The 24,773-nt window shown below is 69.1% G+C and carries 24 protein-coding genes; 14 read left to right on the top strand and 10 right to left on the bottom strand.

The genetic code is table 11. The features are described from left to right. Positions 1 to 120: 120 nt before the first annotated feature. From C8P69_RS00270 to C8P69_RS00225, 10 genes are all read left to right on the top strand, one after another. Entirely contained in the window at positions 121 to 843 is a 723-nt protein-coding gene (locus tag C8P69_RS00270) for a PIG-L deacetylase family protein (protein WP_108173869.1), read from the top strand. Continuing rightward, positions 840 to 1,523, top strand: coding sequence for a 4-carboxy-4-hydroxy-2-oxoadipate aldolase/oxaloacetate decarboxylase (locus C8P69_RS00265; protein ID WP_108173868.1), 684 nt, complete (start codon positions 840 to 842; stop codon positions 1,521 to 1,523). Before C8P69_RS00270 ends, C8P69_RS00265 begins: the two co-directional genes overlap by 4 nt. Before the next feature lie 63 nt (positions 1,524 to 1,586). Next, positions 1,587 to 2,771, top strand: coding sequence for an ABC transporter substrate-binding protein (locus tag C8P69_RS00260; protein ID WP_108173867.1), 1,185 nt, complete (start codon positions 1,587 to 1,589; stop codon positions 2,769 to 2,771). Between the two features lie 17 nt (positions 2,772 to 2,788). Further along, positions 2,789 to 3,652: a branched-chain amino acid ABC transporter permease gene (locus C8P69_RS00255; protein ID WP_245901805.1), complete on the top strand. Its 864-nt coding sequence runs from the start codon at positions 2,789 to 2,791 to the stop codon at positions 3,650 to 3,652. Then, complete coding sequence (locus C8P69_RS00250) at positions 3,649 to 4,653, top strand: branched-chain amino acid ABC transporter permease (protein ID WP_108173865.1); 1,005 nt, start codon at positions 3,649 to 3,651, stop codon at positions 4,651 to 4,653. The genes C8P69_RS00255 and C8P69_RS00250 overlap by 4 nt, the downstream gene beginning before the upstream one ends. After that, entirely contained in the window at positions 4,650 to 5,402 is a 753-nt protein-coding gene (locus C8P69_RS00245; RefSeq protein WP_108173864.1) for an ABC transporter ATP-binding protein, read from the top strand. Before C8P69_RS00250 ends, C8P69_RS00245 begins: the two co-directional genes overlap by 4 nt. Positions 5,403 to 5,409: 7 nt before the next feature. Beyond that, positions 5,410 to 6,126, top strand: coding sequence for an ABC transporter ATP-binding protein (locus C8P69_RS00240; protein WP_108173863.1), 717 nt, complete (start codon positions 5,410 to 5,412; stop codon positions 6,124 to 6,126). Between the two features lie 22 nt (positions 6,127 to 6,148). Next, a complete protein-coding gene (locus C8P69_RS00235) occupies positions 6,149 to 7,258 on the top strand; it encodes a 5-methyltetrahydropteroyltriglutamate--homocysteine S-methyltransferase (protein WP_108173862.1) in 1,110 nt (369 codons plus the stop codon). Further along, positions 7,258 to 8,094, top strand: a complete 837-nt coding sequence (locus tag C8P69_RS00230) for an amidohydrolase family protein (protein ID WP_108173861.1) — start codon at positions 7,258 to 7,260, stop codon at positions 8,092 to 8,094. The genes C8P69_RS00235 and C8P69_RS00230 overlap by 1 nt, the downstream gene beginning before the upstream one ends. Positions 8,095 to 8,106: 12 nt before the next feature. After that, positions 8,107 to 9,081 (top strand): tripartite tricarboxylate transporter substrate-binding protein, encoded by a 975-nt coding sequence (locus C8P69_RS00225; RefSeq protein ID WP_108173860.1) that lies wholly within the window; start codon positions 8,107 to 8,109, stop codon positions 9,079 to 9,081. A 36-nt stretch (positions 9,082 to 9,117) separates the two neighbouring features. Here C8P69_RS00225 and C8P69_RS00220 read toward each other — a convergent pair whose 3' ends face one another. The 10 genes from C8P69_RS00220 to C8P69_RS00175 form a co-directional block, all read right to left on the bottom strand. Then, the gene (locus tag C8P69_RS00220; protein ID WP_108173859.1) at positions 9,118 to 9,984 is read right to left on the bottom strand and encodes an ABC transporter permease; all 867 of its coding nucleotides are present in this window, start codon (positions 9,982 to 9,984) and stop codon (positions 9,118 to 9,120) included. Next, on the bottom strand, positions 9,981 to 10,916 hold the full coding sequence (locus C8P69_RS00215) for an ABC transporter permease (RefSeq protein WP_170118067.1): 936 nt from the start codon (positions 10,914 to 10,916) through the stop codon (positions 9,981 to 9,983). The genes C8P69_RS00220 and C8P69_RS00215 overlap by 4 nt, the downstream gene beginning before the upstream one ends. Next, complete coding sequence (locus C8P69_RS00210; RefSeq protein ID WP_108173857.1) at positions 10,916 to 11,902, bottom strand: ABC transporter ATP-binding protein; 987 nt, start codon at positions 11,900 to 11,902, stop codon at positions 10,916 to 10,918. The genes C8P69_RS00215 and C8P69_RS00210 overlap by 1 nt, the downstream gene beginning before the upstream one ends. Next, entirely contained in the window at positions 11,899 to 12,948 is a 1,050-nt protein-coding gene (locus C8P69_RS00205; protein ID WP_108173856.1) for an ABC transporter ATP-binding protein, read from the bottom strand. The genes C8P69_RS00210 and C8P69_RS00205 overlap by 4 nt, the downstream gene beginning before the upstream one ends. Positions 12,949 to 12,953: 5 nt before the next feature. Then, positions 12,954 to 14,513: an ABC transporter substrate-binding protein gene (locus C8P69_RS00200; RefSeq protein WP_108173855.1), complete on the bottom strand. Its 1,560-nt coding sequence runs from the start codon at positions 14,511 to 14,513 to the stop codon at positions 12,954 to 12,956. A 62-nt stretch (positions 14,514 to 14,575) separates the two neighbouring features. Beyond that, positions 14,576 to 16,213, bottom strand: a complete 1,638-nt coding sequence (locus C8P69_RS00195; RefSeq protein ID WP_108173854.1) for an ABC transporter substrate-binding protein — start codon at positions 16,211 to 16,213, stop codon at positions 14,576 to 14,578. Positions 16,214 to 16,350: 137 nt separating this feature from the next. After that, positions 16,351 to 17,166: a sugar phosphate isomerase/epimerase family protein gene (locus C8P69_RS00190; protein WP_108173853.1), complete on the bottom strand. Its 816-nt coding sequence runs from the start codon at positions 17,164 to 17,166 to the stop codon at positions 16,351 to 16,353. Between the two features lie 250 nt (positions 17,167 to 17,416). Continuing rightward, positions 17,417 to 19,123: a methyl-accepting chemotaxis protein gene (locus tag C8P69_RS00185; protein ID WP_108173852.1), complete on the bottom strand. Its 1,707-nt coding sequence runs from the start codon at positions 19,121 to 19,123 to the stop codon at positions 17,417 to 17,419. A gap of 160 nt (positions 19,124 to 19,283) precedes the next feature. Further along, a complete protein-coding gene (locus tag C8P69_RS00180) occupies positions 19,284 to 20,315 on the bottom strand; it encodes a Bug family tripartite tricarboxylate transporter substrate binding protein (RefSeq protein ID WP_108173851.1) in 1,032 nt (343 codons plus the stop codon). Between the two features lie 47 nt (positions 20,316 to 20,362). Continuing rightward, positions 20,363 to 21,340, bottom strand: a complete 978-nt coding sequence (locus C8P69_RS00175; protein WP_108173850.1) for an ornithine cyclodeaminase family protein — start codon at positions 21,338 to 21,340, stop codon at positions 20,363 to 20,365. A gap of 242 nt (positions 21,341 to 21,582) precedes the next feature. On the opposite strand from C8P69_RS00175, the gene C8P69_RS00170 reads away from it, so the two are divergent. From C8P69_RS00170 to C8P69_RS00155, 4 genes are all read left to right on the top strand, one after another. After that, entirely contained in the window at positions 21,583 to 22,059 is a 477-nt protein-coding gene (locus tag C8P69_RS00170) for an Lrp/AsnC family transcriptional regulator (RefSeq protein ID WP_108173849.1), read from the top strand. A gap of 526 nt (positions 22,060 to 22,585) precedes the next feature. Continuing rightward, positions 22,586 to 22,843 (top strand): hypothetical protein, encoded by a 258-nt coding sequence (locus tag C8P69_RS00165; protein WP_108173848.1) that lies wholly within the window; start codon positions 22,586 to 22,588, stop codon positions 22,841 to 22,843. Positions 22,844 to 22,962: 119 nt separating this feature from the next. Beyond that, entirely contained in the window at positions 22,963 to 24,099 is a 1,137-nt protein-coding gene (locus C8P69_RS00160) for a methionine ABC transporter ATP-binding protein (RefSeq protein ID WP_108173847.1), read from the top strand. Next, on the top strand, positions 24,089 to 24,754 hold the full coding sequence (locus C8P69_RS00155; protein WP_108173846.1) for a methionine ABC transporter permease: 666 nt from the start codon (positions 24,089 to 24,091) through the stop codon (positions 24,752 to 24,754). The genes C8P69_RS00160 and C8P69_RS00155 overlap by 11 nt, the downstream gene beginning before the upstream one ends. Positions 24,755 to 24,773: the final 19 nt, after the last annotated feature.

Genomic DNA, 24,773 nt, shown 5'->3' with positions numbered 1-24,773 from the left:
CCGCATTCATCAATGGGCGCAGAATGCTCACTTGATGCTTCAATCGCATCGGGCAGAGTGCGCGCCGCGGGACAGCCCTTCGCCTTGCCCGCGCATGTCCATTGGAAACGGATCCCGCGCATGTCGGATGCCAAGACCGGCCTCGTCATCACCGCCCATCCCGGCGACTTCGTCTGGCGCGCCGGCGGCGCCATCGCGCTCCATGCGAAACGCGGCATGCGGGTGAAGATCCTGTGCCTGGCCTATGGCGAGCGCGGCGAGAGCCAGTTCGCCTGGAAGAAGGCGGGCGTCAGGATGGAGGACGTCAAGGCGCAGCGCCGCGACGAGGCCGAGCGGGCCGCCGCCGTGCTCGGCGCCGAGATCGAGTTCATGGATGCCGGCGACTATCCGCTGCGGACCACCGACGCGATGCTCGACCGCGCCATCGACATCTTCCACGAGCTGAAGCCGTCCTTCGTGCTGACCCACTCGCTCGAGGATCCCTACAACGTCGATCATCCCGAGGCGACGCGATTCGCCCAGGAAGCCCGCATCATCGCCCAGGCCGCCGGTCACAAGCCGGACCCGGATCGCGCCTATGCCGCCCCGCCGGTCTTCCTGTTCGAGCCGCACCAGCCCGAGCAGTGCAACTTCAAGCCGAACGTCATCCTGAACATCGACGAGGTGTGGGAGACGAAGCGCAAGGCCTTCGAGATCCTCGCCGCCCAGAAGCACCTGTGGGAGTACTACACCCGCGTGGCGCTGAACCGCGGCATGCAGGGCGGGCGCAATTCCGGCAAGGCCATGACCTATGGCGAGGCCTACCAGCGGCTCTTCCCAGAGGCGCTCGAGGCGCTGGCATGACCGGCGTCGTCGTCCGCTCACGAAAGCGCGCCGATGCCGCCGACATGGCCACGCTGGCCGCGCTCGGCGTGTCGACCACCCACGAGGCCATGGGGCGCACGGGGCTCATGAAGCCCTATATGCGGCCGATCTATCCCGGCGCGCAGATCGCCGGCGGCGCCGTCACGGTGCTCGCCCAGCCCGGCGACAACTGGATGATCCATGTGGCCATCGAGCAGGTCATGCCGGGCGACGTGCTGGTGGTGGCCTGCACCACCGACAATACCGACGGCATGTTCGGCGACCTCTTGGCGACCTCGCTGAAGGCGCGCGGCGGCATCGGCCTCGTCATCGATGCCGGCGTGCGGGACGTGAAGACGCTCACCGAGATGGGCTTCCCGGTCTGGTCGCGGGCGATCTCCGCCAAGGGCACGGTCAAGGCGACGCTCGGCTCGGTCAACGTGCCGGTCGTCTGCGCCGGCGCCATCGTGAACCCCGGCGATGTGGTCGTGGCCGACGATGACGGCGTCTGCATCGTGCCCCGGCTCGACGCCGCAACAGTGGCGGCGGCGGGCAAGGCCCGCGAGGCGGCCGAAGAGGACAAGCGCCGGAGGCTTGCCGCGGGCGAGCTCGGGCTCGACATGTACCGCATGCGCGAGGGGCTGGCGAAAGCCGGGCTCGTCTATCGCGACGAAGACTGACACAACTTGCGAACGGCGCGGCACAAGCGCCGATCCCCAACGAACGCCCGAGGAACCGCCCCCATGACCTCCCTCACCGCTCCCGGTCGCCGCACCGTCCTCAAGGGCGCTGCCGGCCTTGCCCTCACCACCGCCTTCGCCCCGGCCCTGCGCGCGCAGGGCGAGCCGATTCGCATCGGCCTCATCCTGCCGATGACCGGTCCCTTCACCTCCACCGGCCGGCAGATCTCGGCGGCGGTGAACCTCTACGTCCAGCAGAACGGGGCGAGCGTCGCCGGCCGTCCGGTCCAGGTGATCCTGCGCGACGACACAGGCGTCGCCGACGTCACCCGCCGCATCGCCCAGGAGCTGATCGTCAACGAGCGCGTCACCGCGCTGGCCGGTTTCGGCCTCACCCCCCTCGCGCTTGCCACCGCGCCTCTCGCGACGCAGGCCCGGATGCCGATGGTGGTCATGGCGGCCGCGACCTCCGTCATCGTCGACCGCTCGCCCTTCGTGGTGCGCACGAGCCAGGTCATCGCCCAGATCGCCGCGCCCTTCGCCACCTGGATGGCCCAGCAGGGCACCAAGCGCGTCATCTCCATCGTCTCCGACTATGGCCCTGGCCATGACGTCGAGACCTCCTTCACCGCGGCCTTCCGCGAGGCGGGCGGCACCATCGACAACATCCGCGTGCCCCTGCAGAACCCGGACTTCTCGCCGTTCCTGCAGCGCGTGGCCGATGCCAAGCCCGAGGCCCTGCTGGTCTTCGTGCCCTCGGGCGTCGGCGCGCAGTTCATGAAGCAGTTCGTCGAGCGCGGCATGGACAAGTCCGGCATCCGGCTCATCGGCACCGGCGACGTGGTCGATGACGACATCCTCAACGGCATGGGCGATGCGGCGCTCGGCGTCATCACCGCGCACCACTATTCCGCCGCCCATCCGAGCCCGGCCAACCGCGCCTTCGTCGAGGCCTTCCGCAAGGCCAACAACAACATGCGCCCGAACTTCATGGCGGTCGGCGGCTATGACGGCATGCACGCGCTCTACGAGGGCCTGAAGAAGACCAGCGGCCAGGGCGGCGAGGCGCTGGTGAATGCGATGAAGGGCATGGCCTGGGAGAGCCCGCGCGGGCCCATGTCGATCGATCCGCAGACCCGCGACGTCGTCCAGAACGTCTATATCCGCAAGGTCGAGCGCGTCGACGGCGAACTCTACAACGTCGAGTTCCACACGATCCCCAACGTCCGCGACCCCTCGAAGCGCTGAGCCTCGGGCCGCACCGGATGACATTGCTGACCATCCTGATCGACGGCATCGCCTACGGGATGGTGCTGTTCGTGCTCGCGAGCGGGCTGTCCGTGACGCTGGGGTTGATGAACTTCGTCAACCTCGCGCACGGCGCCTTCGCCATGGTCGGCGGCTATGTCACGGTGCTCCTCATGCAGCGTCTCGGGGTGCCGTTCCTCGCGACGCTGCCCGCAGCCTTTCTCGTCGCCGCGGCGGCGGGGCTGGTGCTGGAGCGCACGCTCTACCGGCCGATGTACGCCAAGAGCCATCTCGACCAGGTGATGTTCTCCATCGGCCTCGTCTTCATGGCCGTGGCGGCGATGAAATATGCGGTGGGCTCGCAGCAGCAGATCATTTCGCTGCCCTCGTTCCTGCTCGGGCGCTTCGACGTGTTCGGGGTCAGCGTCGGGCGCTACCGGCTCTTCGTCATCGTCCTCTGCGGGTTGCTCGCCCTCGCCCTGCACTGGGGCTTCGTGAAGACCCGCTTCGGCAGCCGGCTGCGCGCAGCGGTGGATGACGCGCGGGTGGCACGGGGTCTCGGCATTCCCGTCACGGCGCTCTTCGCCGTGACCTTCGCGGTCGGTTCGGGCCTTGCCGGGCTCGGCGGCGCGCTGGGCGTCGAACTCCTCGGTCTCGACCCGACCTTCCCGCTGAAGTTCATGATCTACTTCCTGATCGTCGTGACGGTCGGCGGCACGACGACGATCACCGGCCCCTTCTTCGCCGCCATGCTGCTTGGGGTCGCCGATGTCGGCGGCAAGTATTTCATCCCCCAGGCCGGCGCCTTCATCATCTACGGGGTGATGGTGGCCCTGCTGATCCTGCGCCCCGAGGGCCTGTTCGCGCGGAGCCGGTCATGAGCACCGCCGACCTGACCGCGCGCGTCCGCGGCTCGCTCGTCCTCGCCCGCAAATGGCACCCGGCTGAGTTCGTCGTCTGGGTGATGGCGGCGGCGGCCTTCGTGCTCTTTCCGCGCCAGCTCCTGCTGCTCAACGAGATCGCGATCCTCGCGCTCTTCGCGCTCTCGCTCGACCTCATCCTCGGCTATGCCGGCATCGTCTCGCTCGGCCATGCCGCCTTCCTTGGCATGGGCGCCTATACGGCCGGTCTCATCGCCCTGCATGTCACCGCCGACCCGCTCGTCGGGCTCGTCATCGGCATGGCGGCCTCGGGCCTCCTGGGCCTCGTCACCTCGCCGCTGGTGCTCAAGGGCAACGACCTGACGCGCCTCATGGTGACACTCGGCATCGGCCTGCTCATGCTCGAACTTGCCAATTCGCTGGGCTGGCTCACGGGCGGCGCCGACGGACTGCAGGGCATCGCCATGGGCAAGATCCTCGGCCTGTTCGAGTTCGATCTCTTCGGCAAGACGGCCTATGCCTATTCGCTGACCGTGCTGTTCCTGCTCTTCGTGCTGGCGCGGCGCATCGTCCATTCGCCCTTCGGCCTGTCGCTCCGGGCGGTGCGTGACAACCCGCTGAGGGCGGCCTCCTCCGGCGTGCCGATCCCGTGGCGACTGGCGGCGGTCTATACCCTCTCGGCGGCCTATGCGGGCGCGGCAGGCGCGCTGCTCGCCCAGACCACGCAGTTCGTCTCGCTCGACGTACTGGACTTCCACCGCTCCGCGGACGTCATGCTGGTGCTCATCATCGGCGGCGCGGGCTGGCTCTATGGCGGCATCGTCGGCGCCGCGGTGTTCAAGCTGCTGCAGGATTGGATCGCCTGGTTCACGCCGCAATACTGGCAGTTCTGGATCGGCCTGTTCCTCGTCGCCTTCGTGCTGGGCGGTCGCGAGATCCTGCATGGCGGCATCCGGGCGCTGGTCGCCCGCGTCAGCGGCCGGCGTGGAGGCGGGTCATGACCGCCGCGCTGGAAACCATCGGCCTCATCATGCGGTTCGGCGGCATCACCGCCACGGACGACGTGTCGTTCAGGCTGGAGCGCGGCGTGCGCCACGCCCTGATCGGCCCGAACGGGGCGGGCAAGACCACCTTCGTCAACCTCCTCACCGGCGTGCTGACGCCGAGCGCCGGCACGGTCCTGCTTGGCGGCCAGGACATCACTGCGCTCAACCGCGAGGCCCGGGTGAAGCGCGGCATCGCGCGCACTTTCCAGATCAACCAGCTCTTCGGCGCCATGACGCCGCTGGAGATGATCGCCCTCGTCGTCTCCGAACGCCTTGGCGAGGGCGGCCGTCCGCTGGCGCGCCTCGATGCCTCTCCGCGCCTTGTGGAGGAGACCGCGGACATCCTCGCCCGCTTCCGCCTCGACGACATCATGGACGAGCGCATCTCCACCCTGCCCTATGGCAAGCAGCGGCAGATCGAGATCGCCGCGGCCTTCGCGGCGAAGCCCTCGGTGCTCCTGCTCGACGAGCCGGCGGCCGGCGTGCCGGAGGCCGAACGGCGCGAGTTGCTCGACCTCGTCGCGAGCCTGCCGGAGGACGTCTCCGTGCTGCTCATCGAGCACGACATGGACCTCGTCTTCCGGTTTGCGACCCGCATCACCGTGCTCGTCAACGGCCGGGTGCTGGCCGAGGGCGAGCCTGCCGATGTCGCGCGCGATCCAGCGGTGAAGGCCGCCTATCTCGGCGAGGGCGCCCATGGTTGAGACGCCCATGATTGACGCGCCCCTCCTGTCGCTCACCCGCCTCAGCGCCGGCTATGGCGAGGCCGCCGTGCTCTTCGACGTCGACCTGACGCTGGCCGAGGGACGGTCGCTGGCGCTGCTCGGGCGCAACGGCGTCGGCAAGACGACCCTGGTCAATTCGATCATCGGCGTGACCCGCTGGCGCGGCGGCAGCATTTCCCTCGCAGGGCGCGACATCACCCGCCTCGCCCCGGAGGAGCGCGCCCATGCCGGCATCGGCTGGGTGCCGCAGGAGCGCAACATCTTCCGCTCGCTCACCGTGGAGGAGAACCTCACGGCCGTGGCCCTGCCAGGGCCCTGGACGCCCGCCCGCGTCTTCGAGATGTTCCCGCGTCTTGCCGAACGCAAGACCAACATGGGCAACCAGCTCTCGGGCGGCGAGCAGCAAATGCTCGCCATCGGCCGGGCGCTGGTGCTGAACCCCAAGGTCCTGCTGCTGGACGAGCCGACCGAGGGCCTCGCGCCGATCATCGTCGAGGAACTCCTCAAGGCGCTGACGCGGCTGTTCCGCGAGGAGGGCCTCGCCGGCATCGTCATCGAGCAGCACGCCCGCAAGATCCTCGAGATCACCGACGACGCTCTGGTGCTGGAACGCGGCCGGGTCGTCCTCTCCGCGCCCAGCGCCGAGCTCATCGCCCATCCCGATCGCCTCGAGCGCCATCTCGGCCTCGGGGCCGCCCACTGATCTTCCCACCACAGGACAGAGCATGACCGCCCGTACGACCCCGCCCTTCCGCGCCGACATGGTCGGCAGCCTTCTGCGCAGCGCCCCGGTGAAGGAGGCGCGCGACAAAAAGGCCGCCGGCACGATCTCCGATGCCGAGCTCGCAGCGATCGAGGACCGCGAGATCGCCGACCTCGTCAAGAAGCAGGTGGCCGTCGGCCTCCAGGCCGTGACCGATGGCGAGTTCCGCCGCTCCTTCTGGCATTTCGACTTCCTGGAGAACCTCGACGGCGTCATCGGCGTGGAGACCGAGGGCATCGCCTTCGCCGGTGTCACCACCAAGGGTCATGGCGTGCGCGTGAAGGGCAAGATCGACTTCACCGAAGCCCATCCGCATCTTGCCCACTTCAAGTTCCTGAAGTCGGTGACGCCTGCCGGCCATGTCGCCAAGATGACCATCCCCTCGCCGTCGATGCTGCACTATCGCGGCGGCCGGAAGGCGGTGGAGTTCGGCGCCTATCGCGAGATGGACGCCTACTATGCCGATCTCGGCGCGGCCTATGCCAAGGCCATCAAGGCCTTCTATGAGGCCGGCTGCCGCTACCTGCAGCTCGACGACACCTCGCTGTCCTATTTCTGCGATCCCGCCCAGCGGCAGATGCTTGCCGAGCGCGGCGATGACCCGGACCGTCTGATCCACGTCTATCGCGACATCATCAACACCGCGACGGCGGCCAAGCCCGCCGACATGGTCATCACCACCCACACCTGCCGCGGCAACTTCAAGTCGACCTTCATCGCCTCCGGCGGCTACGAGCCGGTGGCCGACCTCGTCTTCAACCAGATCAATGTCGACGGCTATTTCATGGAGTGGGACGACGACCGCTCCGGCGGCTTCGAGCCGCTGCGCTTCCTGCCCAAGGGCAAGCATGTCGTGCTCGGCCTCGTCACCTCCAAGGTCGGCGCCATCGAGAGCAAGGACAACCTGAAGCGCCGCATCGAGGAGGCCTCCAAATACGCCCCGCTCGACCAGCTCTGTCTGTCGCCGCAATGCGGCTTCGCCTCCACCGAGGAGGGCAACGTGCTGGCCGAGGACGAGCAGTGGGCGAAGCTCTCCCGCATCGTCGAGGTCGCCAAGGAGGTCTGGGGCTGATGGGCATCGACGGTCGCACCCCAAATCTCGCGCTGCCGCCGCTCTCTTGCGACGCGCATTGCCATGTCTTCGGCCCGGCGGCGGTCTTTCCTTATGCGCCGGACCGCCGCTACACGCCGGAGGATGCGCCCAAGGAAGCGCTGATCGCCCTGCATGACCGGCTCGGCCTGCAGCGCGCCGTCATCGTCCAGGCGAGCTGCCACGGCGCCGACAACCGCGCCATGGTCGACTGCCTCCGCCATGATCCCGCGCGGTTCCGCGGCGTCTCGATCCTCGACGGCATGGCGACCGAGGCGCTGGTCGCAGAACTCGACGAGGCCGGCGTGCGCGGCGTGCGCTTCAACTTCGTCAAGCATCTCGGCGGTGCGCCCGACATGGCCGTGTTCGACCGGGTGCTGGCGATGGTCCGGCCCTTCGGCTGGCACGTCGTGCTGCATCTCGATGCTCCGGACATCGCCGAACTCGCGCCGATGATCGAGAAACTGCCCATGACCAAGGTCATCGACCATATGGGCCGCGCCCCGGCGAAGGCGGGAATCGACCAGGAGCCCTTCCGCATCCTGCTCGGCCTCGCCCGCCGCGAGGATGTCTGGGTGAAGGTCTCGGGCGCCGAGCGCATCGCCGATCCACCCTTCACCGCCGCGGTGCCCTTCGCCCGCGCGCTGATGGAGGTCGCGCCCGACCGGGTGCTCTGGGGCACGGATTTCCCGCATCCCAACCTCAAGCATGAGGTGGACGAGGCCGATCTCGTCGACCTCCTCGCCGACTATGGCGACGCCGATGCGCTGCACCGGCTGCTCGTCGCCAATCCCGCCCGCCTCTACGGCTTTGCCTGACCGGAGATCCCCATGCGCCTCTCCCGCCGCGCCGTCACCGCCGCCGCCTTCGCCCCTGCCCTTGCCCCGTTCATGGCGCGGGCGCAGGGCCGCTATCCCGACCGACCGATCCGCGTCACCGTGCCCTTCGGGCCGGGCGGGCTCGCCGATGTGACGATCAGGCTCGTCGGCGAGCGGCTGTCGCAGCGGCTCGGCCAGCAGGTCGTGGTGGTGAACCAGCCGGGTGGCGCCGGCGCCATCGCGGCGCGGGCGGCGACCTCCTCTCCTGCCGATGGCTACACGCTGGCGCTGCTGACCAACGGCACGGCGGTGAGCGCCGCCACCGCCCGCTCGCTCGGCTTCGATCCGCTCGGTGATTTCACGCCGATCTCCACTCTCGGCTTCTTCGAATTTGTGCTGGCGACCAGCAGCGCCCAGCCCTATCGCAGCTTCCGCGACCTCCAGCAGGCGGCCCAGGCCTCGCCGGGCAAGCTGAACATCGGCACGATCCAGCCGGGCTCGACCCAGCATCTCGCCGCCGTCCTGCTGCGCTCGCTGGCGCGGATCGACGCCGTCATCGTGCCGTTCCGCACCACGCCGGACGCGCTCACCGCGCTGCTGCGCCGTGACGTCGATCTCGTTATCGACGGCTTCTCGGCCATGGGCGGGATGCTGCGCGAGGGTCAGTTGCGGGCCCTTGCCACCACAGGGGCCCGCCGCAGCGCGGCCCTGCCCGACGTGCCGACGATGATCGAGAGCGGCTTTGCCGACTACGACGTCACCTCGTGGAACGCGCTCTTCGCTCCCGCGGCGGTGCCGGCCGACATCGTCACGCGGCTCAATGCCGAGCTTCAGGCGGTTCTCGCCGATCCCGCCCTCGGGGCGCGGCTGGCGGAACTCGGCATTGCCGCCCGCGGCTCGACGCCGGCCGAACTCGGCCAGCGCCTGCGCGACGACATCGCGCGCTGGTCGCGGGTCGCCGAACAGGCCGGCCTCGAGAAGCTCTGAGGCGCGCGGGCACTCATCCCGCGGGTCGAGAGGACATCAGCGCAGCGTCGGATCGAGTCGGTCGCGCAGCCAGTCACCGAGGATCGACACGGCGAGGGTCGTGACCACGATGGTCATGGCCGGCGCCAGCATGATCCACGGCGCGCGGGTGATGTATTCGCGGCCATAGCCGACCATGTTGCCGAGGCTGGTCATGGGCGGCTGCACGCCGAGGCCGAGGAAGGACAGCCCGCTCTCCAGCAGGATCACCTCGGGGAAGACCAGCGTCATCGAGACGATGAGGGTCGAGGCGATGTTGGGCAGGATGTGCTTCAGGTAGACCCGCGTCGGCGATGCGCCGAGCTGCGTCACCGCGGAGGCATAGCCCTGGGCGCTGGCGGCAATGGCAAGGCCCCGGGCGATGCGGGCATAGCGCTCCCAGCCGAAGAGCCCCATCAGCCCGATGAGCAGCGGCAGGGACGAGCCGAAGAAGGCGAGGACGGCGAGCGCCATGATGAGGAAGGGCATGCTCGCCTGGAAGTCCGCCAGCATGAGCACGAGCTGTTCGACGAAACCGCGGAAATAGGCCGCGAGGAACCCGAGCGTCGTGCCGACCACGGCCGACATCAGGCTGGCGCCGAAGGCGATGAGCAGCGAGATGCGGATGGAGGCGATGAGGCGGGAGAGCACGTCGCGACCGAGCTCGTCGGTCCCGAGCCAGTGCAGCGGATGGCCGGGCGCGACGAGCCGGTTGCGCAGGTTCGGCGCCGTGTAGGAATAGGGGCTGACGAGGTCAGCGAGGAGCGCCACGGCCACCATGGCGATGAGCCAGGTGAGCGCGATCCAGACGAGGACCGGCACGCCGGCAAGCCGCTGGCGCAGGCCGTAGGACGCGGCGGCGGTGTCAAGGGCGCGATCGGTCATGAGCCGCTCCTGCCGCCGGCGTGACGCAGGCGCGGATCGAGGAAGCCGTAGAGGAAATCGACGATCAGGTTCGAGACGACCATGGTCGCGGCGACCAGCAGCAGGATGCACTGGACCACCGCGAGGTCGCGGTTGGAGACGGCCACCACCAGAAGCCGGCCGACCCCGGGCCAGGAGAAGACGCTCTCCACCACCACCGCGCCGGCAATGAGCGAGCCGACCATGAAGCCGATGATGGTGACGGTCGGGATCGTCGCATTGGGCAGCGCATGGCCGATGACGACCTGCCGCCAGGGCACGCCCTTGGCCGACGCCGTGCGCACGTAGGGTTGCCCCAGCACCTCCAGCATGGCGCTGCGGGTGAAGCGGGCGAGCACCGCCGCGCCGCCGATGCCGAGGGTGGCGATGGGCAGGATGGCGTGGCGCCAGCTGTCCTGGCCGCCGGAGGGCAGCCAGCCCAGCTGCACCGCGAAGATCAGCACCAGCACCAGGCCGAGGACGAAGCTCGGCACGGTGAAGCCGGCGACCGAGAGCAGCATGACGAGGCGGTCGGTGAGGCTGCCGCGATTGAGCGCGGCGATGATGCCGGCAGGAATGCCGATGCCGAGCTTGATGATGAGGGCCGGAATGGTCAGCGCCAGGGTCGCCGGGATGCGCTCGGCGACGAGGTCGATGGCCGCCCGGCCATCGCGCATGGAGCGGCCGAGCTCGCCCTGGGCGATGGCGCCGAAATAGCTGAGGTACTGGCGCCAAAGCGGCTCGTCGAGGCCCCAGGCCTTGCGGAAGGCGGCGATGGCCTCGGGCGCCGATTCCGGACCGAGAATGATGAGCGCGGGATCGCCTGAGAGCCGCAGCACTACGAAGGCGAAGGTGACCACGAGGCCGATCGTGATGAAGGCGCGCAGCAGGCGCAGCGAGAAATAGCGGAGCATCAGGCGGCCTCTCGCGTCGCGGCGGCGGGTCCGGCCACGACGTGGCAGGCGACCCGCCGGCCGCCGCCGAGCGTCATCAGCGCCGGTGCGGTCTCACGGCAGCGGGCCTCCGCCAGCGGGCAGCGCGGATGGAAGGCGCAGCCGGGCGGCCGCGCGGCGGGATTGGGCGGCTCGCCGGTGAGGATGATGCGCTCGCGCTTGCCGCCGGGCGCCGGCGCCGCCGAGACGAGCGCGCGGGTATAGGGATGGCGGGGATCGGCGAAGAGATCGTCGGCATCGCCTTCCTCGACGATGCGGCCGAGATACATCACGGCGACGCGCCGGCTCACCTGCCGCACCACCCGCAGGTCGTGGCTGATGAAGAGCATGGCGATGCCGAGGCTCTCCTGCAGGTCGACGAGGAGGTTCACCACCTGCGCCTGGATGGACACGTCGAGGGCCGAGACCGGCTCGTCGCAGACCAGGAAGGCCGGGTCGGTCATCAGGGCCCGGGCCAGCACGACCCGCTGGCGCTGGCCGCCGGAGAGTTCGTGCGGATAGCGCATGGCGACATGGCGGGAGAGGCCGACGCGGCCGAGCATGGCCAGCGCCTTCTCCATCCGTTCGGCCGGCGCGCCGAGGCCATGGATGGCGAGCGGCTCGGCCACCTGGTCGCGCACGGTGAGCCGACGATCGAGGGCGCCGAGGGGGTCCTGGTAGATCATCTGCATGCGGGCACGCGAGCGCCGCCAGGCCGCCGTCAGCGGTTCCGGCATGGGAGCGCCATCGAAGGTGACCGCGCCGCCATCCGGCTTCTCGAGGCCGAGGACCATGCGGCCGAGCGTCGACTTGCCCGAGCCGGATTCGCCAACGATGCCGAGCGTCTCGCCGGCGCCGACATGCAGGCTGACGCCATCGACGGCACGGACCGCGACCGGGCGGCCGAAGACGCCGCGGCGGAGCTGGTAGGTGCGCGCAAGGTCGCGGGCGGTGACGAGGCTGATCATGAGGTAAGCGCCATGGCGGGGGTCGCGGTGGTCGCGGCAAGGGTCGCCGCGGCCGCAGGGACCGGCACGGCCGCCTCGGCGCCGGGGTGGAGGCAGGCGACCCGATGGGCCTCGCCCGCCGCCGCGAGGCGCGGATCGGTCTCGCGGCAGCCGCTGCTGGCGACCGGGCAACGCGGCGCGAAGGCGCAACCCGCCGGCAGATGGCGCGGATCTGGCACCGTTCCGGGGATGGAGGTGAGCCGCCGGCGCGGTCCGTCGAGCGGCGGCAGCGAGCCGACAAGGCCGCGGGTGTAGGGATGCAGAGCCTCGCCGAAAAGGGGCGCCACCGGCGCCTCCTCGACGATGCGGCCCGCATACATGACCGCAACGCGCTCGCAGGTCTCGGCGATGACGCCGAGGTCGTGGCTGATGAGCACCAGCGCCATGCCGAACTCGCGGCGCACGGCGCGCAGGAGGTCAAGGATCTGCGCCTGGATGGTGACGTCGAGCGCCGTCGTCGGCTCGTCGGCGACGAGGAGGTCGGGCTTGCCGGCCAGGGCCATGGCGATCATCACGCGCTGGTTCTGGCCGCCGGAGAACTCATGCGGATAGGCATCGAGGCGGCGACCTGCATCGGGAATGCCGACGAGCTCCATCAACCGCCTTGCCTCGGCCCGCAGGGCGCCGCCGGAGAGCCCGGCATGCAGCGCCAGCGCCTCGCCGATCTGGCGTCCGACGGTGAGCACGGGATTGAGGGCGCTGGCCGGGTCCTGGAAGATCATGGCGACGCGGCCGCCGCGGACGTCGTCGAGACGGGCGGGCGGCGCGCCGATCAGTTCCTCGCCGGCGAGGAGGACGCTCCCGGTCACGCGCGCCTTGGCCGGCAGCAGGCTGAGAGCGGCAAGCCAGGTGACCGACTTGCCCGAGCCGGATTCGCCGACGAGGCCGACGGCCTCGCCCGGCGCGACGGTGAGGTCGATGCCGCGCAGGGCCGGCACGCCGGCAAAGCTCACCTGGAGATCGCGGATGGCAACGAGGGGCTGGGCCGGGGGATTCACGGTCGCCATGCCGGTCAGCCCATGTTGCCAGCGCGGAAGTCCATGTACTCGATCGGATAGGGCTGCCAGGCGACATCCTTCCGCTTGCCGTAGAACATGGTGAGGTCGTGCAGCACGGTTCCGGCCGGGTCGTCGCGGTCGAAGATTTCCAGCATCCGGCGGAAGGCGGCCTTGCGCGCGGCCGTGTCGAGGCTGGAGGAGAGGATCTCGCTCTGGGCGTTGAACTCCTCGTTCGACCATTCGCGGAAGACGCGCTGCGTCGGACCGTTGGGGCCGAAGAGGCGGACAAGGACGCCGGCGGGGTCGTTCCAGAAGATTGTATTGGACCAGTCGCGAATGCCGCGGCCCTCGGCCGGGCTCGTCACCGCCCCGACATTCTCGCGCACCTGCATGTCGACGTTGAGACCGACGGCCTTCCACATCTCCACGAGGATCTGCGCGGTCTGGAGCTGGAGCGTGTAGTAGTTCGGCAGGATCCGGTAGGGGATCGGCTGACCGCCGTAGCCGGCGGCGCGCACCAGCGCGCGGGCCTCGGCCGGATCGAAGCGAGGCGCCGGATAATCCGGCATGTAGAGGTCGCCATAGGCCGGGTTCTGGTGGCCCGGCGGGATGGTGGTGCGGCCGGCATAGAGCGCATCGACGATGGCCTTGCGGTCGATGGCCAGACCCAGCGCCCGGCGGATGCGGGCATCGGCGAGAACCGGGTGGTTCTTGTCGTAAGCGAGAGCGCGGATGTTCTGGATCGGCCCGCCGACCACCTCACGGCCTGCCATGGCGGCAACGGTCGAGAAATGGTCCGGCGAGAGCTCGGTGACGATGTCCGCCTCGCCCGTCGACAGGGCGTTGAGACGGCTTTGCAGTTCCGGCACGACGCGGAAGACCAGTTCGCGCACTGTGGGGGCGCCGCCGAAATAGGCGTCGTGGGCGCGCAAAGTCAGCTGCTGGTCGAGACGGAACTCGGCGACCGAGAAGGGGCCGGTGCCGACCGGGGCCTTCTCCCAGGCCTCGAAGGAGGGGGCGGCCTCGAAGGCGCGCTTCGAGATGATCTGGGAGGCCCAGCCGGCGAGGCGCTGCTCGATGAGCGGATCGGGCGCCCGGGTCACGACCCGCACCTGGCGCTCGCCGATGGCGGTGACGCTCTCGATCGTGCCGAGGAAGGGCCGGCTCAGGGCATGGCCGGGGGCGGCGGGATCAGAGACGCGCTTTGCGCCGAAGGAGAAGGCGACGTCCTCGGCGGTCAGAAGGTCACCGTTGTGGAAGCGCACACCCTCGCGCAGGTCGAGCTCAAGCACGCGCGGCTCGGTGCGGCGCCACGCGGTGGCAAGGCCCGGCTTCAGGCGCGAATTGTCGCGGAAATCGACGGTGATGAGCGTGTCGAAGATGTTGTAGGCGGTGCGGAACAGGACGTTGGAGACCTCGCGCACGGGCTCCAGCACCCGCGGCCCGACGGGCACCGCGACCGTGATCCGCTGGCGCGCCTGGGCCGACACCGGGGAGATGCCGCCGGCAAGGGCGAGGGCGCTGGATCCGGCGAGCAGCGTGCGGCGCGACAGGGCGGGAGAGTGAAGGGCCATGCGGGCTCCATGCAAAAAAAGAGAGCCGGCCGCGGAAAGCGGCCGGCCCGAGGCCAGAGGGATCAGGCGCCGTAATTGCCGGGACGGAAGTCCATGGCGAAGGCCGGGGCGGTCTTCCAGCGGATGGCCTTCGCCTTGGCGGTGAAGGTCGCGTTCTGGTGGAGCACCGTGTAGGCGGGGTCTTCGCGCTCGCAGATCTCGAGCATGCGGCGGAAGGACTTGCGGCGGAGATCCCGGTCCGTCGAGGTCTCCAGCACCTCGCAGAGCTGGTTCATCTCGGCATTGGTCCACTCGCCGATCTGCTGCTGCTGGCCGTTGGGGCCATGCTGGTTGACGATCGAGGAAACCGGATCATTGAAGGGCGCGGAGTTCGACCAGTCGCGCACCGCACGCTGGGCGCCGCGCTCCATGATCTGGCTCCAGTTCTCCACCGTCTGCATCTGGACGTTCAGGCCGACGGAGCGCCACATCTCCGTGAGGATCTGCGCGGTCGGATTCTGGTTGGTGTAGTAGTTGTTCAGCACCCGGTAGACGATCGGATCGCCGCGATAGCCGGCCTGGCGGAGCAGGTCGCGGGCGACCTTCGGGTCATAGTCCGGCACCTTCCAGTCGGCGTGGAACATGTCGCCGTAGAACTCCCACTGCAGGCCCGCCGGCACCTTGGTGCGGCCGGCCCAGAGCGTCTCGACGATGGCCTGGCGGTCGATGGCGTGGGTGAAGGCACGGCGCACCAGCGGATTGGCGAGCTGGGCGTTGTTCTTGTCGAAGACGGTGAGGCGGTGGTTCTGGATGGTGCCGCCCTGGACCTCGAAGGCGGCGTTTTTCTCGATCTCGCCGATCTGGTCCGGCGGGATGTCGCAGGCGAACTGATACTGGCCGGAGAGCAGGCCGGCGACGCGGCTGGCGACCTCGGGGACCTCGACGAAGCGGATGGACTTCAGCGGCGGGCGGCCGCCCCAGTACTCGTCATGGGCCTCGAGGGTGAGCGACACGTCGGGGCGGAACTCGACGACCTTGTAGGGGCCGGTGGTGATGGGCTTGCGGGCCCAGTCGAGATAGCTCGCCGCCTCGTCCCAGCCGCGGCGGCTCATGATGTCCGAGCCGTAGCGGGACAGGCGTCCCTCCAGCGTCACGTCCGGCGTCGCGTTGATGAAGCGCACGGTGTAGCGGTCGACGATGTCGATGCGCAGAAGGTCCGGCCAGATGCGGCGGGCCGTCGCCGCCACATCCGGGGGAAGCTCCTTGCCGGCGCGCGGGGTCGGGATCTGCTCGAAGGCCCGGATGGTCGAGCGGTTCTTCGCCTCGGTATTGGCGAACATGCGCTCGCGCGAGAAGGTGAAGACCACGTCCTCGGCGGTCATCTCGTCGCCATTGTGGAACTTCACGCCCTGGCGCAGCTTCAGCTCGACCGTCTGGTCGTCGACGCGCCGCCACTCGGTGGCAAGGCCGGGGCGCGGCGCGAGATTGCCGAGCCAGTCACGGCCGATCAGGCTCTCCCAGAGCGAGGTGTAGAACACCCGCTCGCCGACATTCGATTGCTCGCGGAGCACGTCGAGCACGTTGGAATTGACGATCTTCTGCACCGCGATGGTGATGCGCGGGCGGTTGTCGGCCTGGGCCACGGCGAAGCGCGGCACGAAGGGCGCGGCGACTGCGGCGCCGCCGAGAAGAAGCACGGAACGACGTGAGGCCTGGCTCATGGGCGGATGCTCCTGATGGGATGGAAGCGCGGCGAAACGTCGCCGGGTCATCCGCAGAGCTAGACCTCCGGGACGACACGGCGGTGAACCCGCCGTGTCGGATCGATGACGGGGCGATCCCGCCCCGCGGGACGGCGTCAGACGGCGAGGCCGAGGCCGATCAGGTGGTCCGCACCGGCGCGGACGAGGTCCTTGTTGCGGACCTCAAGGATCAGGCGGGGATTGCTGGTGAGCGTCGCCAGGGTGCGGAAAACCTGCGGCCAGACGATGCTGCCCTCGCCCGGGTTCCAGTGCCGGTCGGCATAGCCGTCGGAGTCCTGGAGGTGGACGTGGTGGAGCATGTCGCCAGCGGCGGTGACGTAGAAATCGACCGGCGGCGCGCCGGTGGACACGTGGGCGTAATGGGCATGGCCGGTGTCGATGGAGACCCGCACCGCCGGGCTGTCGAAGGACCTGGCGAGCGCCACGCGGTCGGCCGGATCGCAGTCCTCGATGTTCTCGATGACCAGCGTCACGCCCATGTCCTCGGCGCGGCGGACAGCGGCGGCAAGGGTGTCATGGGTGCGCTCGACGACCTTGGCGCGGGCGCCGGGATTGTAGTCGAGATTGTTGTAGTCCCAGGTCGTGTAGGGCGAGTGGATGACCATCTGCGTCGCGCCAAGGGCGGCGCAGACATCGAGCCCCTGATCCATGCGGCGGCTTACGAGGGCCCGCACGTCGGGATCGAGGCTGGCGATGGTGAAGCCCCAGAACGGCCCGTGGATGCCGAGCCGTCCCTGATAGCCGTCGAGCTCCTTGCGGATGCCCTCGGCGAGCGGTGCCCAGTCGCCATTGAGCACCTCGGCCCAGAAGAAGTCCTGGATCTCCAGGTCACGCTGGCTCTCGATGATCCAGGAACGGTGAAGGCGCAGGCCGTCGAGCGGCAGGGCGACGCCGAGTGTGGGCAGGGACATGGCGGTGGATCCGTTGGCAGGCGGCGCAGGGCCGCGACCCTCCCGGCATGTCGCGGTCAGACGACGGGCCGATGACGGTGACCGGAATGCCGGCCATGCGCCGGCCCCTCGTCTGTGGGTCCGGGACTCTGAACCAGCACCCCTTCCCTATCGTAAGGACCATGCGCGTTCGGGCGATCCCCGTTCCCCTGGGACATCGGGCGCGCCGCGGCCGCTCCACTCGAGAGCGGCCGCGACAGGTCTTGCGCGATCAGGCCGCGCGGACGTTGGAGAGGAAGGTCTGCAACTCGCCCCGCAGCCTTTCGGCGTTCCGCGACAGCTCCGCCGCCGAGCCCAGGACCTGAGCGGCCGCAGCACCCGTGCTGGAGGCCGCCTGGTTGACGCCCTCGATGTTGGAGGACACCTCGGCGGTGCCGGCGGAGGCCTGCTGGACGTTGCGGGCAATCTCGTTGGTGGCCGAGGTCTGCTCCTCCATGGCCGCGGCAATGGAGGTGGAGATCGCGCTCATGTTCCGGATCGTCTCGGTGATCGCCTCGATGGCCTGGGCTGCTGAGCCCGAAGCGCTCTGGATCTGGGAGATCTGCGCGCCGATCTGGGCGGTCGCCTTGCTGGTCTGGTCGGCGAGCTGCTTCACCTCGGCGGCGACGACCGCGAAGCCCTTGCCGGCCTCGCCCGCGCGCGCCGCCTCGATCGTGGCGTTGAGGGCGAGGAGGTTGGTCTGGCCGGCAATGGCCTCGATCAGGCTGACGATGGCGCCGATCGACTGGGTCGCCGAGGACAGGTCCTGCATCTTGCGGGCGGTGTCGCCGGCTTCGTGAACCGCCTTCTCGGCGATCTCGGTGGAGCGCGTCACCTGGCTGGCGATCTCGCGCGCCGAAATCGACATCTCCTCGGTGGCGGAGGCGACAGTCTGGACGTTGTTGGCCATCTGCTCGGAGGCCGAGGACACGGCCGAGGTCTGGATCGAGGTTTCCTCGGCGGTGGAGGTCAGGGTTTTCGCTGCGGCTTCCAGCTCGGTCGCAGCGGAGGAGACCGAACCGACGATACCGCCCACGGCGCGATCGAAGCGGTCGGCGAGATCGTTCATCGCCTTGCGCTTCTCTTCGGCGGCACGCAGGCCGGCCGCGGCCTGCTCTTCCTCGAGACGCAGCTTCTCAAGACCGTTTTCGCGGAAGATGACCGCAGCGCGGGCGACATCGCCCACCTCGTCGCGGCGCGTCTCACCTTCGACGGTCACATTGTAGTGGCCGGCGGCCAGCTGCTGGAGGGTGGCGACGATCTTGGCGATCGGGCCGGCAATGCCGAACTGGCCGATCATGACGCCGAGGGCGAGACCGACGACGATACCGATGCCGGCGACCATCTGCATGAAGAAGGCGCTGGCCTTGTACTCGGCGGTGGCTGCGGACGAGACCGAGGCAACATTGCGCTCGAGCGCGTCGGAAAGGGACCGCACAGCGCCACCGAGTTGCTCAGCCACGACACGGCTCGATTCAACGGACTTGTGGAGGTTTGCGAGATCGTCGTTCACCTCGAACCGCTTCACCTTGGCGGCCTGCACGAAGGTGTCGTCGAGCTCGACCTGATAGGCCTTGATCGACTCGTCCACCTTGGCGAGCTGGGCGAGGTAGTCGGCAGGCAGATCGCGCGCCAGGCGCTGCCGCAGCTCGGTGAACTCCCGCTGGAGGGTGGCGATCTGCTGCTTCAGCTGCGCCACGTTCTCGGGCCGCGGATCGGCGGCAATGGCATATTCGTTGCGGTTGAGCAGGGCGACGAGGCGGTTCATCCGTGAGGAGAGCAGCGCCTGGTTGGCCGACCGTTCCATGACGTCGGTGGCGTCGCTGAGCGACCGCAACGAGGTCGAGCCGACATAGGTGATGACGCCGGACACGGCGGCGAGGATGGCGATCAGCCCGAGAATCTTGGGCAGCACCTTGACGTGCGAGAGGAAGTGCATCGGATGGACAGTCCGCTGGCCTGGGGGGCTGCAGAATCCCTGCGCATGTCTTAATGACACCTCATCAGCCGCGTAAATTCGGCATTATTTCTGAGCGTTACGCCTTTGGGCGTCCTGTGGCACGGTGCCGCACAAAGCCCGCCGGTGGGCGACGCAAGGGTCACTGCAACCGGACGTTCGTCTCGTCCACGACCTTCTTCCAGAACGCCATTTCCTCGACCAGCCGCGCCGCGAAGGCGTCCGGTCCGGCATTGACCACGTCGAAGCCGACCTCGCCGAGGCGCTGGCGGGAGGCGGGCATGGCGAGGTAGCTCCCGATCTCCCGGTTGATCGTCGTGACGATCTCGGCCGGCGTGCCCTTCGGCGCGAGGATGCCGACCCAGGTGTCGCCCTCGATCTCCGGGAAGCCCTGCTCGATCATGGTGGGAACGTCGGGCAGCAGGGCGGAGCGCGTCTTGCCGGTGACGGCCAGGGCCTTGAGCTTGCCGCCGGCAATCATCGGCCCGGCCGAGGCCATGGTGGTCCAGGCGCTGGGGATCTGGTTGGCGACGACCGCCTGCACGGCCGGCCCGGCGCCGGGGAAATTGATCGCCACCATGTCGAGCTTCTGGGTCACCTTCAGCCGCTCGGCGAGCAGGTGCCCCTGGGTGCCGAGGCCGCCATGGGCATAGTTCTGGTTCGGCCGCGCCCGGAGGTCGGCGACATATTCGCGCGCATCCTTGGCCGAGACCGAGGGATGGACCGACAGGACGTGGGTCGAGGACACCGACAGGTTGATCGGCGCGAAGTCGCCGATGGGATCATAGGGCAGCGTCGGAAAGACCGAGGCGTTCACCGCGTGGGTGCTCAGCGCGAAGAGCAGCGTGTAGCCGTCCGGCGTCGAACGGGCGGCCTGCTGCGTGCCGCGGTTGCCGGTGGCGCCGGCAACGTTCTCGACCACGAACTGCTGGCCGAGGGTCTCGGACAGGTGGCGGCAGGCAAGGCGGGCATAGACGTCCACGGTGCCACCGGGGGCGAAGGTGACAATGGCGCGCACCGGCCGTGACGGGTAGGCCTGGGCGCGGGCGACCATCGGCGCGGCGAGGACGAAGGCGGCCGAGCCGGCGGCCAGGGTGAGGGCCTGCCGCCGATCCAGGGCCGCGGTTGACGCGGAAACGAGTCCCGCCAGACGTCCTGTCGATTTGTTGCTCATCACCGCATCTCCCCTGCCTGTCCTGGTGGCGCTCCGGCCCACGCGTGTCAGCGCTGGAGCCAGGTGCCGATGCCCTTTGCGCGGGCCGCCTCATAGACGATCACCGCCGCGGCAAGGTCAGCAAGTCCCGTGCCGGAGAAAATCAGCGCATTGCGCTCGGCGGAGCTCTCGCGGCCCGGCTTCGCGCCAGCGACGAGTTCCGACAGCTCGGCGAAGAAGGGACCGTCATAGTTGAGCGTGCCGCCCGGCCCGGTGGTGCTCTGCTCGTGGTCGTCCGTCACGGTGCGGTCGAAGGCCGCGAGGCTGTCGCGGCGCCAGCCAAAACCGAGATCGACGGAGGCGACGAAGGTGCCGGGGTCGACCCATCCGGCATCGAGCTGACCGGTGGCCGTCGCGCCATGCGGGATGGACGAGACGACGATATCGCAGCCCGCGATGGCCTCGCGCGGGTCGGTGACGGCGCGGGCATCGAGCCCGGCCTCGCGCGCGCCTCGCGCGAAGGCTTCCGCCGTCTCGATGCGGCGGCTGTAGGCGACGACCTCGGTGAGCGGCAGAGCCTTCGAGAAGACCGCGAGATGGCTGCGGGCCTGGGCGCCACAGGCGAGGAAGCCGATGCGGCGGGACCCCGGTCGGGCCATGTGGCGGGCGGCGATGAGCGAGATGAGGGCGGTGCGGATCTCGGAGATCCAGATGCCGTCGATGATGGCGACGAGCTGCCCCGTCGTCGCCTCGCTGAGCAGGATGGTCGGCATGAAGTCCGGCAGGCCGGCGCGCTCATTGCCCGGAAAATAGCCGAACCATTTGAAGGCGCCGAAGGCCGGCTCGTCCATGACGCCCCCCTTGCCGCGGAAGACGTTGCGGCCACCGGCGGGGATCGTGACCTTGCGGTGCGACCAGGCGCGGCCGGCGGCCCGGCGCTGGAAGGCCTGGGTCAGCCCGTCCTCGAGGGCCTCGGGCGTCACGCCGCAAGCGGCCACGTCGGCGCGCGAGAGATAGAGAAGGCTGTCCGGTCCGGTGGATGTCATGTCGCCTCCTGCAGGCGAGGCCGAGACTGGAGAAGTCCGGCGCGGCGCGCCAGAGGCAGGGGCGCGCGGAGGCGACAAGGCAGATGCGCGGTGACGAGGGTCACCATTCCCGTGGAGCCCACGGGAGGAGAAAACCGTCGCTCATAGCGATCGAATTTTAGGTCTTGGTTCTATTTACCCGGCACCGATCTCCGGCGAAGATAAAAATATTCTCCGAACACGCCCGCCGGACATTGCCTGCCATGGACGCCATCGACCGCAAGATCCTGACCATCCTCCAGGAGGATGTCAGCATTTCCATCGCGGAACTCGCCTCGCGGGTCCACCTGTCGCAGACCCCCTGCTGGAAGCGCATCCAGAAGCTGGAGGCGAATGGCGTCATCCAGAAGCGTGTCGCGCTGGTCTCGCCGGAGAAGCTCGGGCTGGGGCTGACGGTCTTCGTGTCGATCGAGACGGCCGACCATTCGAAGGACTGGCTGGCCCAGTTCGCCGAGACGGTAGCGGCGATGCCCGAGGTCATGGAGTTCTACCGGATGGCCGGCGACGTCGACTACATGCTGCGCGTCGTGGTCACCGACATGGCCGCCTATGACACGTTCTACAAGCGGCTCATCGACAAGGTGCCGCTGAAGAACGTCACGTCGCGCTTCGCCATGGAGCGCATCAAGGCGACGACGGCCTATGCCGTGCCGCCGGCCCCGCGGCCGGCCGAGGCCTGAGCCCAGGGGCCGACCGCGAGCGCGCGGACGACAGGCCCGACCATTTCAGCAGCGTCCTCTCCATATCGTTCTTTCTGGCGAACGATTGGTGGAGACGCGCATTGGCATGGTATTGATGATGCTGGCCTTATCGACAAAAAAGGCCGCACATTCTCCCGCCATCGTTCTTTTTAGAGGATGATTTCATTGACGGGGCGGCGAGCGGCGGGCATGATGAGGGCACGGTTGGTTGATCACTCGACCCGTCGTCGCGGCTTTTGATGGAGCAGCTTGCACCGCGTCACCAAGGGCTAAAGCGCCACGAAGGACATTCGTGGGCTCCCCTCTTTGGAGTTGGTCCGATGAATTCCGTCGTCTGCGGGGTGCACGCCCCGGTCTCTTCCTCCCAAACTCAATCCTGCCGCCGGACGGGTGGCGCGACGGATCGCTGTCGTCTCGCCTGACGACCACCCCGCGCCTTCGACTTCCCCTCGTCCAGGTTCCCTTCTGTTCAGGAGACGCCGGCCCGTCCGGCGGCAGCTTTTCCATGTCCCATTCGACGCCCCTCCCCGCCCATCCGCCGCTCAGGTCCGACGTCACGCTGATCGAAGTCGGCGATGACGCCGTCGGCCTCGCCGTGCGCGAGCGCACCGGCTACCGCTTCTTCTCGGCGGTTGCGTCCCTCAACGCCCTCGACAGCCAGCTCTTCGCCTCGCTGAAGGAGCTGCGGCGCGCCGCGGCGGAGACCCATCGCGCCGGCCGCACCCGCGTCGGCACCATGCCGCGCCAGGCCCTCGCCGCCTGAGATTCCCCGGCCGGGCGGCGCTCCTGCTGCCGGCCGCTGCGCTTTCCCCAAGGATTCCCCATGTCCCGTTCTGATGAGCCGTCGGCGGCGTACCGCCCGGCATCGGTGAGGCCGTCCCGATGAACGCCCTCACGCCTTTTCCCGACGCGGTCCCGCTGGCGGCCGCGTCACCCCCGCCTGATCACCGCGAGGATGCCTCTCGCCCGCACGGCGCGGCGATCGCCTTCTCCGGCGTCACCAAGCGTTTCGCCGCCACAGGCGCTGCCGCCGAGGTCGTCGCGCTCGACGATGTCACGCTCGACGTCGCGCCGGGATCGATCACCGGCATCATCGGCCGTTCCGGCGCCGGCAAGTCGACGCTGCTGCGCACGATCAACGGCCTCGACCGTCCGACCGCCGGCACGGTGCGGATCGACGGCCTCGATGTCGGCGCGCTCGACGGCGGCGACCTCAGGGCGCTCCGGCGGGAGATCGGCATGATCTTCCAGCATTTCGCCCTGCTCTCCTCGCGCACGGTGTTCGACAACATCGCGCTGCCGCTGGAACTCGCCGGGACACCGCGCGACGAGATCACCCGGCGCGTCGATGAGCTCATCGAGCTCGTTGGCCTCACCGACAAGCGCGGCCGCTATCCTGCCGAACTCTCCGGCGGGCAGAAGCAGCGTGTCGGCATCGCCCGGGCGCTGGCGACGCGGCCGCGCGTGCTGCTCTCGGACGAGGCGACCTCCGCCCTCGATCCGGAGACGACGCATTCGATTCTCGCCCTGCTCAAGCGCATCAACGCGCTGACCGGCGTGACGATCGTGCTGATCACCCACGAGATGCAGGTCATCAAGGCAATCTGCGACCGCGTGGCGGTGATCGAGGCGGGCCGCATCATCGAGGCGGGCGATGTCTACGAGGTCTTCGCCCGGCCCCAGGCCGAGACGACCCGCAACTTCGTCGCCTCGGTGACGGGCGCGGCCCTGCCGGAGGCGATCGCCGCACGGCTGAGGCCCGATCCCGAGGGCGCCAGCCAGACCGTGCTGCGCATCGTCTTCACCGGCGAGAACGCCACGGCGCCGGTCATCTCGCGGCTGTCGCGCTCGCTCGATGTCGACGTGACGGTCCTCGCCGGCCAGGTCGACGCCATCGCCGGCAAGCCCTTCGGCAATCTCATCGTCGCGATCCCGGCGCGCCCGGATGTCGTGGACGCCGTGGTGGCGCTGGCCGGCGCCCACGGCCTGCAGGCGGAGGTGCTCGGCCATGTCGCCTGAGATCGCACGACTGCTCGTCGAGGCCCTCGGCCAGACGCTCTACATGGTGGCCGCCGCCGGCCTGATCGGCACGGCGCTCGGCCTGCCGCTCGGCGTGTTCCTCGCGACCTCCGGGCGCGGGGAGCTGTTTGAGGCGGTGGCGCTCAACCGGGTGCTCGGCCTCATCGTCAATGCCACGCGCTCGACGCCCTTCATCATCCTGGTGGTGGCGATCATCCCGTTCACGCGGCTGGTCGCCGGCACCTCGATCGGTACGACGGCGGCCATCGTGCCGCTGACGGTCGCGGCGACGCCCTTCATCGCCCGCATCATCGAGGCGGCCATCCGCGAGGTCGATGCAGGCCTGATCGAGGCCTCGCGCGCGATGGGCGCAACGCCGCTGCAGATCGTCCGGAAGGTGCTGCTGCCCGAGGCGCTGCCGGCCATCGTCCTCGGCCTGACGCTCACCGCCGTCAGTCTCATCGGCTACTCGGCCATGGTGGGGGCGGTCGGCGGCGGCGGCCTCGGCGATCTCGGCATCCGCTTCGGCTACCAGCGCTTCATGCCCGAGGTCATGGCGGCCGTCGTCATCGTCCTCATCGCCCTCGTCCAGGCCGTGCAGAGCCTCGGCGACTGGATCGCCCGGCGCGTCAACAAGCGCCTGCGCTCCGCCTGACCTCCCCCTTCCCATCCCA

This window comes from Phreatobacter oligotrophus (assembly GCF_003046185.1).
In the GTDB taxonomy this organism is placed as follows: domain Bacteria; phylum Pseudomonadota; class Alphaproteobacteria; order Rhizobiales; family Phreatobacteraceae; genus Phreatobacter; species Phreatobacter oligotrophus.
The sequence above is the reverse complement of the archived record's forward strand: the minus strand, read 5'-3'. Positions and strand labels throughout refer to the sequence as shown.

Coding starts and splice junctions, on each gene's coding strand:
- C8P69_RS00195 (WP_108173854.1), bottom strand. CDS start 16,213: ATGAGCCAGGCCTCACGTCGTTCCGTGCTTCTTCTCGGCGGCGCCGCA.
- C8P69_RS00265 (WP_108173868.1), top strand. CDS start 840: ATGACCGGCGTCGTCGTCCGCTCACGAAAGCGCGCCGATGCCGCCGAC.
- C8P69_RS00185 (WP_108173852.1), bottom strand. CDS start 19,123: ATGCACTTCCTCTCGCACGTCAAGGTGCTGCCCAAGATTCTCGGGCTG.
- C8P69_RS00220 (WP_108173859.1), bottom strand. CDS start 9,984: ATGACCGATCGCGCCCTTGACACCGCCGCCGCGTCCTACGGCCTGCGC.
- C8P69_RS00250 (WP_108173865.1), top strand. CDS start 3,649: ATGAGCACCGCCGACCTGACCGCGCGCGTCCGCGGCTCGCTCGTCCTC.
- C8P69_RS00235 (WP_108173862.1), top strand. CDS start 6,149: ATGACCGCCCGTACGACCCCGCCCTTCCGCGCCGACATGGTCGGCAGC.
- C8P69_RS00240 (WP_108173863.1), top strand. CDS start 5,410: ATGATTGACGCGCCCCTCCTGTCGCTCACCCGCCTCAGCGCCGGCTAT.
- C8P69_RS00190 (WP_108173853.1), bottom strand. CDS start 17,166: ATGTCCCTGCCCACACTCGGCGTCGCCCTGCCGCTCGACGGCCTGCGC.
- C8P69_RS00155 (WP_108173846.1), top strand. CDS start 24,089: ATGTCGCCTGAGATCGCACGACTGCTCGTCGAGGCCCTCGGCCAGACG.
- C8P69_RS00270 (WP_108173869.1), top strand. CDS start 121: ATGTCGGATGCCAAGACCGGCCTCGTCATCACCGCCCATCCCGGCGAC.
- C8P69_RS00245 (WP_108173864.1), top strand. CDS start 4,650: ATGACCGCCGCGCTGGAAACCATCGGCCTCATCATGCGGTTCGGCGGC.
- C8P69_RS00255 (WP_245901805.1), top strand. CDS start 2,789: ATGACATTGCTGACCATCCTGATCGACGGCATCGCCTACGGGATGGTG.
- C8P69_RS00170 (WP_108173849.1), top strand. CDS start 21,583: ATGGACGCCATCGACCGCAAGATCCTGACCATCCTCCAGGAGGATGTC.
- C8P69_RS00200 (WP_108173855.1), bottom strand. CDS start 14,513: ATGGCCCTTCACTCTCCCGCCCTGTCGCGCCGCACGCTGCTCGCCGGA.
- C8P69_RS00205 (WP_108173856.1), bottom strand. CDS start 12,948: ATGGCGACCGTGAATCCCCCGGCCCAGCCCCTCGTTGCCATCCGCGAT.
- C8P69_RS00160 (WP_108173847.1), top strand. CDS start 22,963: ATGAACGCCCTCACGCCTTTTCCCGACGCGGTCCCGCTGGCGGCCGCG.
- C8P69_RS00230 (WP_108173861.1), top strand. CDS start 7,258: ATGGGCATCGACGGTCGCACCCCAAATCTCGCGCTGCCGCCGCTCTCT.
- C8P69_RS00260 (WP_108173867.1), top strand. CDS start 1,587: ATGACCTCCCTCACCGCTCCCGGTCGCCGCACCGTCCTCAAGGGCGCT.
- C8P69_RS00175 (WP_108173850.1), bottom strand. CDS start 21,340: ATGACATCCACCGGACCGGACAGCCTTCTCTATCTCTCGCGCGCCGAC.
- C8P69_RS00165 (WP_108173848.1), top strand. CDS start 22,586: ATGTCCCATTCGACGCCCCTCCCCGCCCATCCGCCGCTCAGGTCCGAC.
- C8P69_RS00215 (WP_170118067.1), bottom strand. CDS start 10,916: ATGCTCCGCTATTTCTCGCTGCGCCTGCTGCGCGCCTTCATCACGATC.
- C8P69_RS00180 (WP_108173851.1), bottom strand. CDS start 20,315: ATGAGCAACAAATCGACAGGACGTCTGGCGGGACTCGTTTCCGCGTCA.
- C8P69_RS00225 (WP_108173860.1), top strand. CDS start 8,107: ATGCGCCTCTCCCGCCGCGCCGTCACCGCCGCCGCCTTCGCCCCTGCC.
- C8P69_RS00210 (WP_108173857.1), bottom strand. CDS start 11,902: ATGATCAGCCTCGTCACCGCCCGCGACCTTGCGCGCACCTACCAGCTC.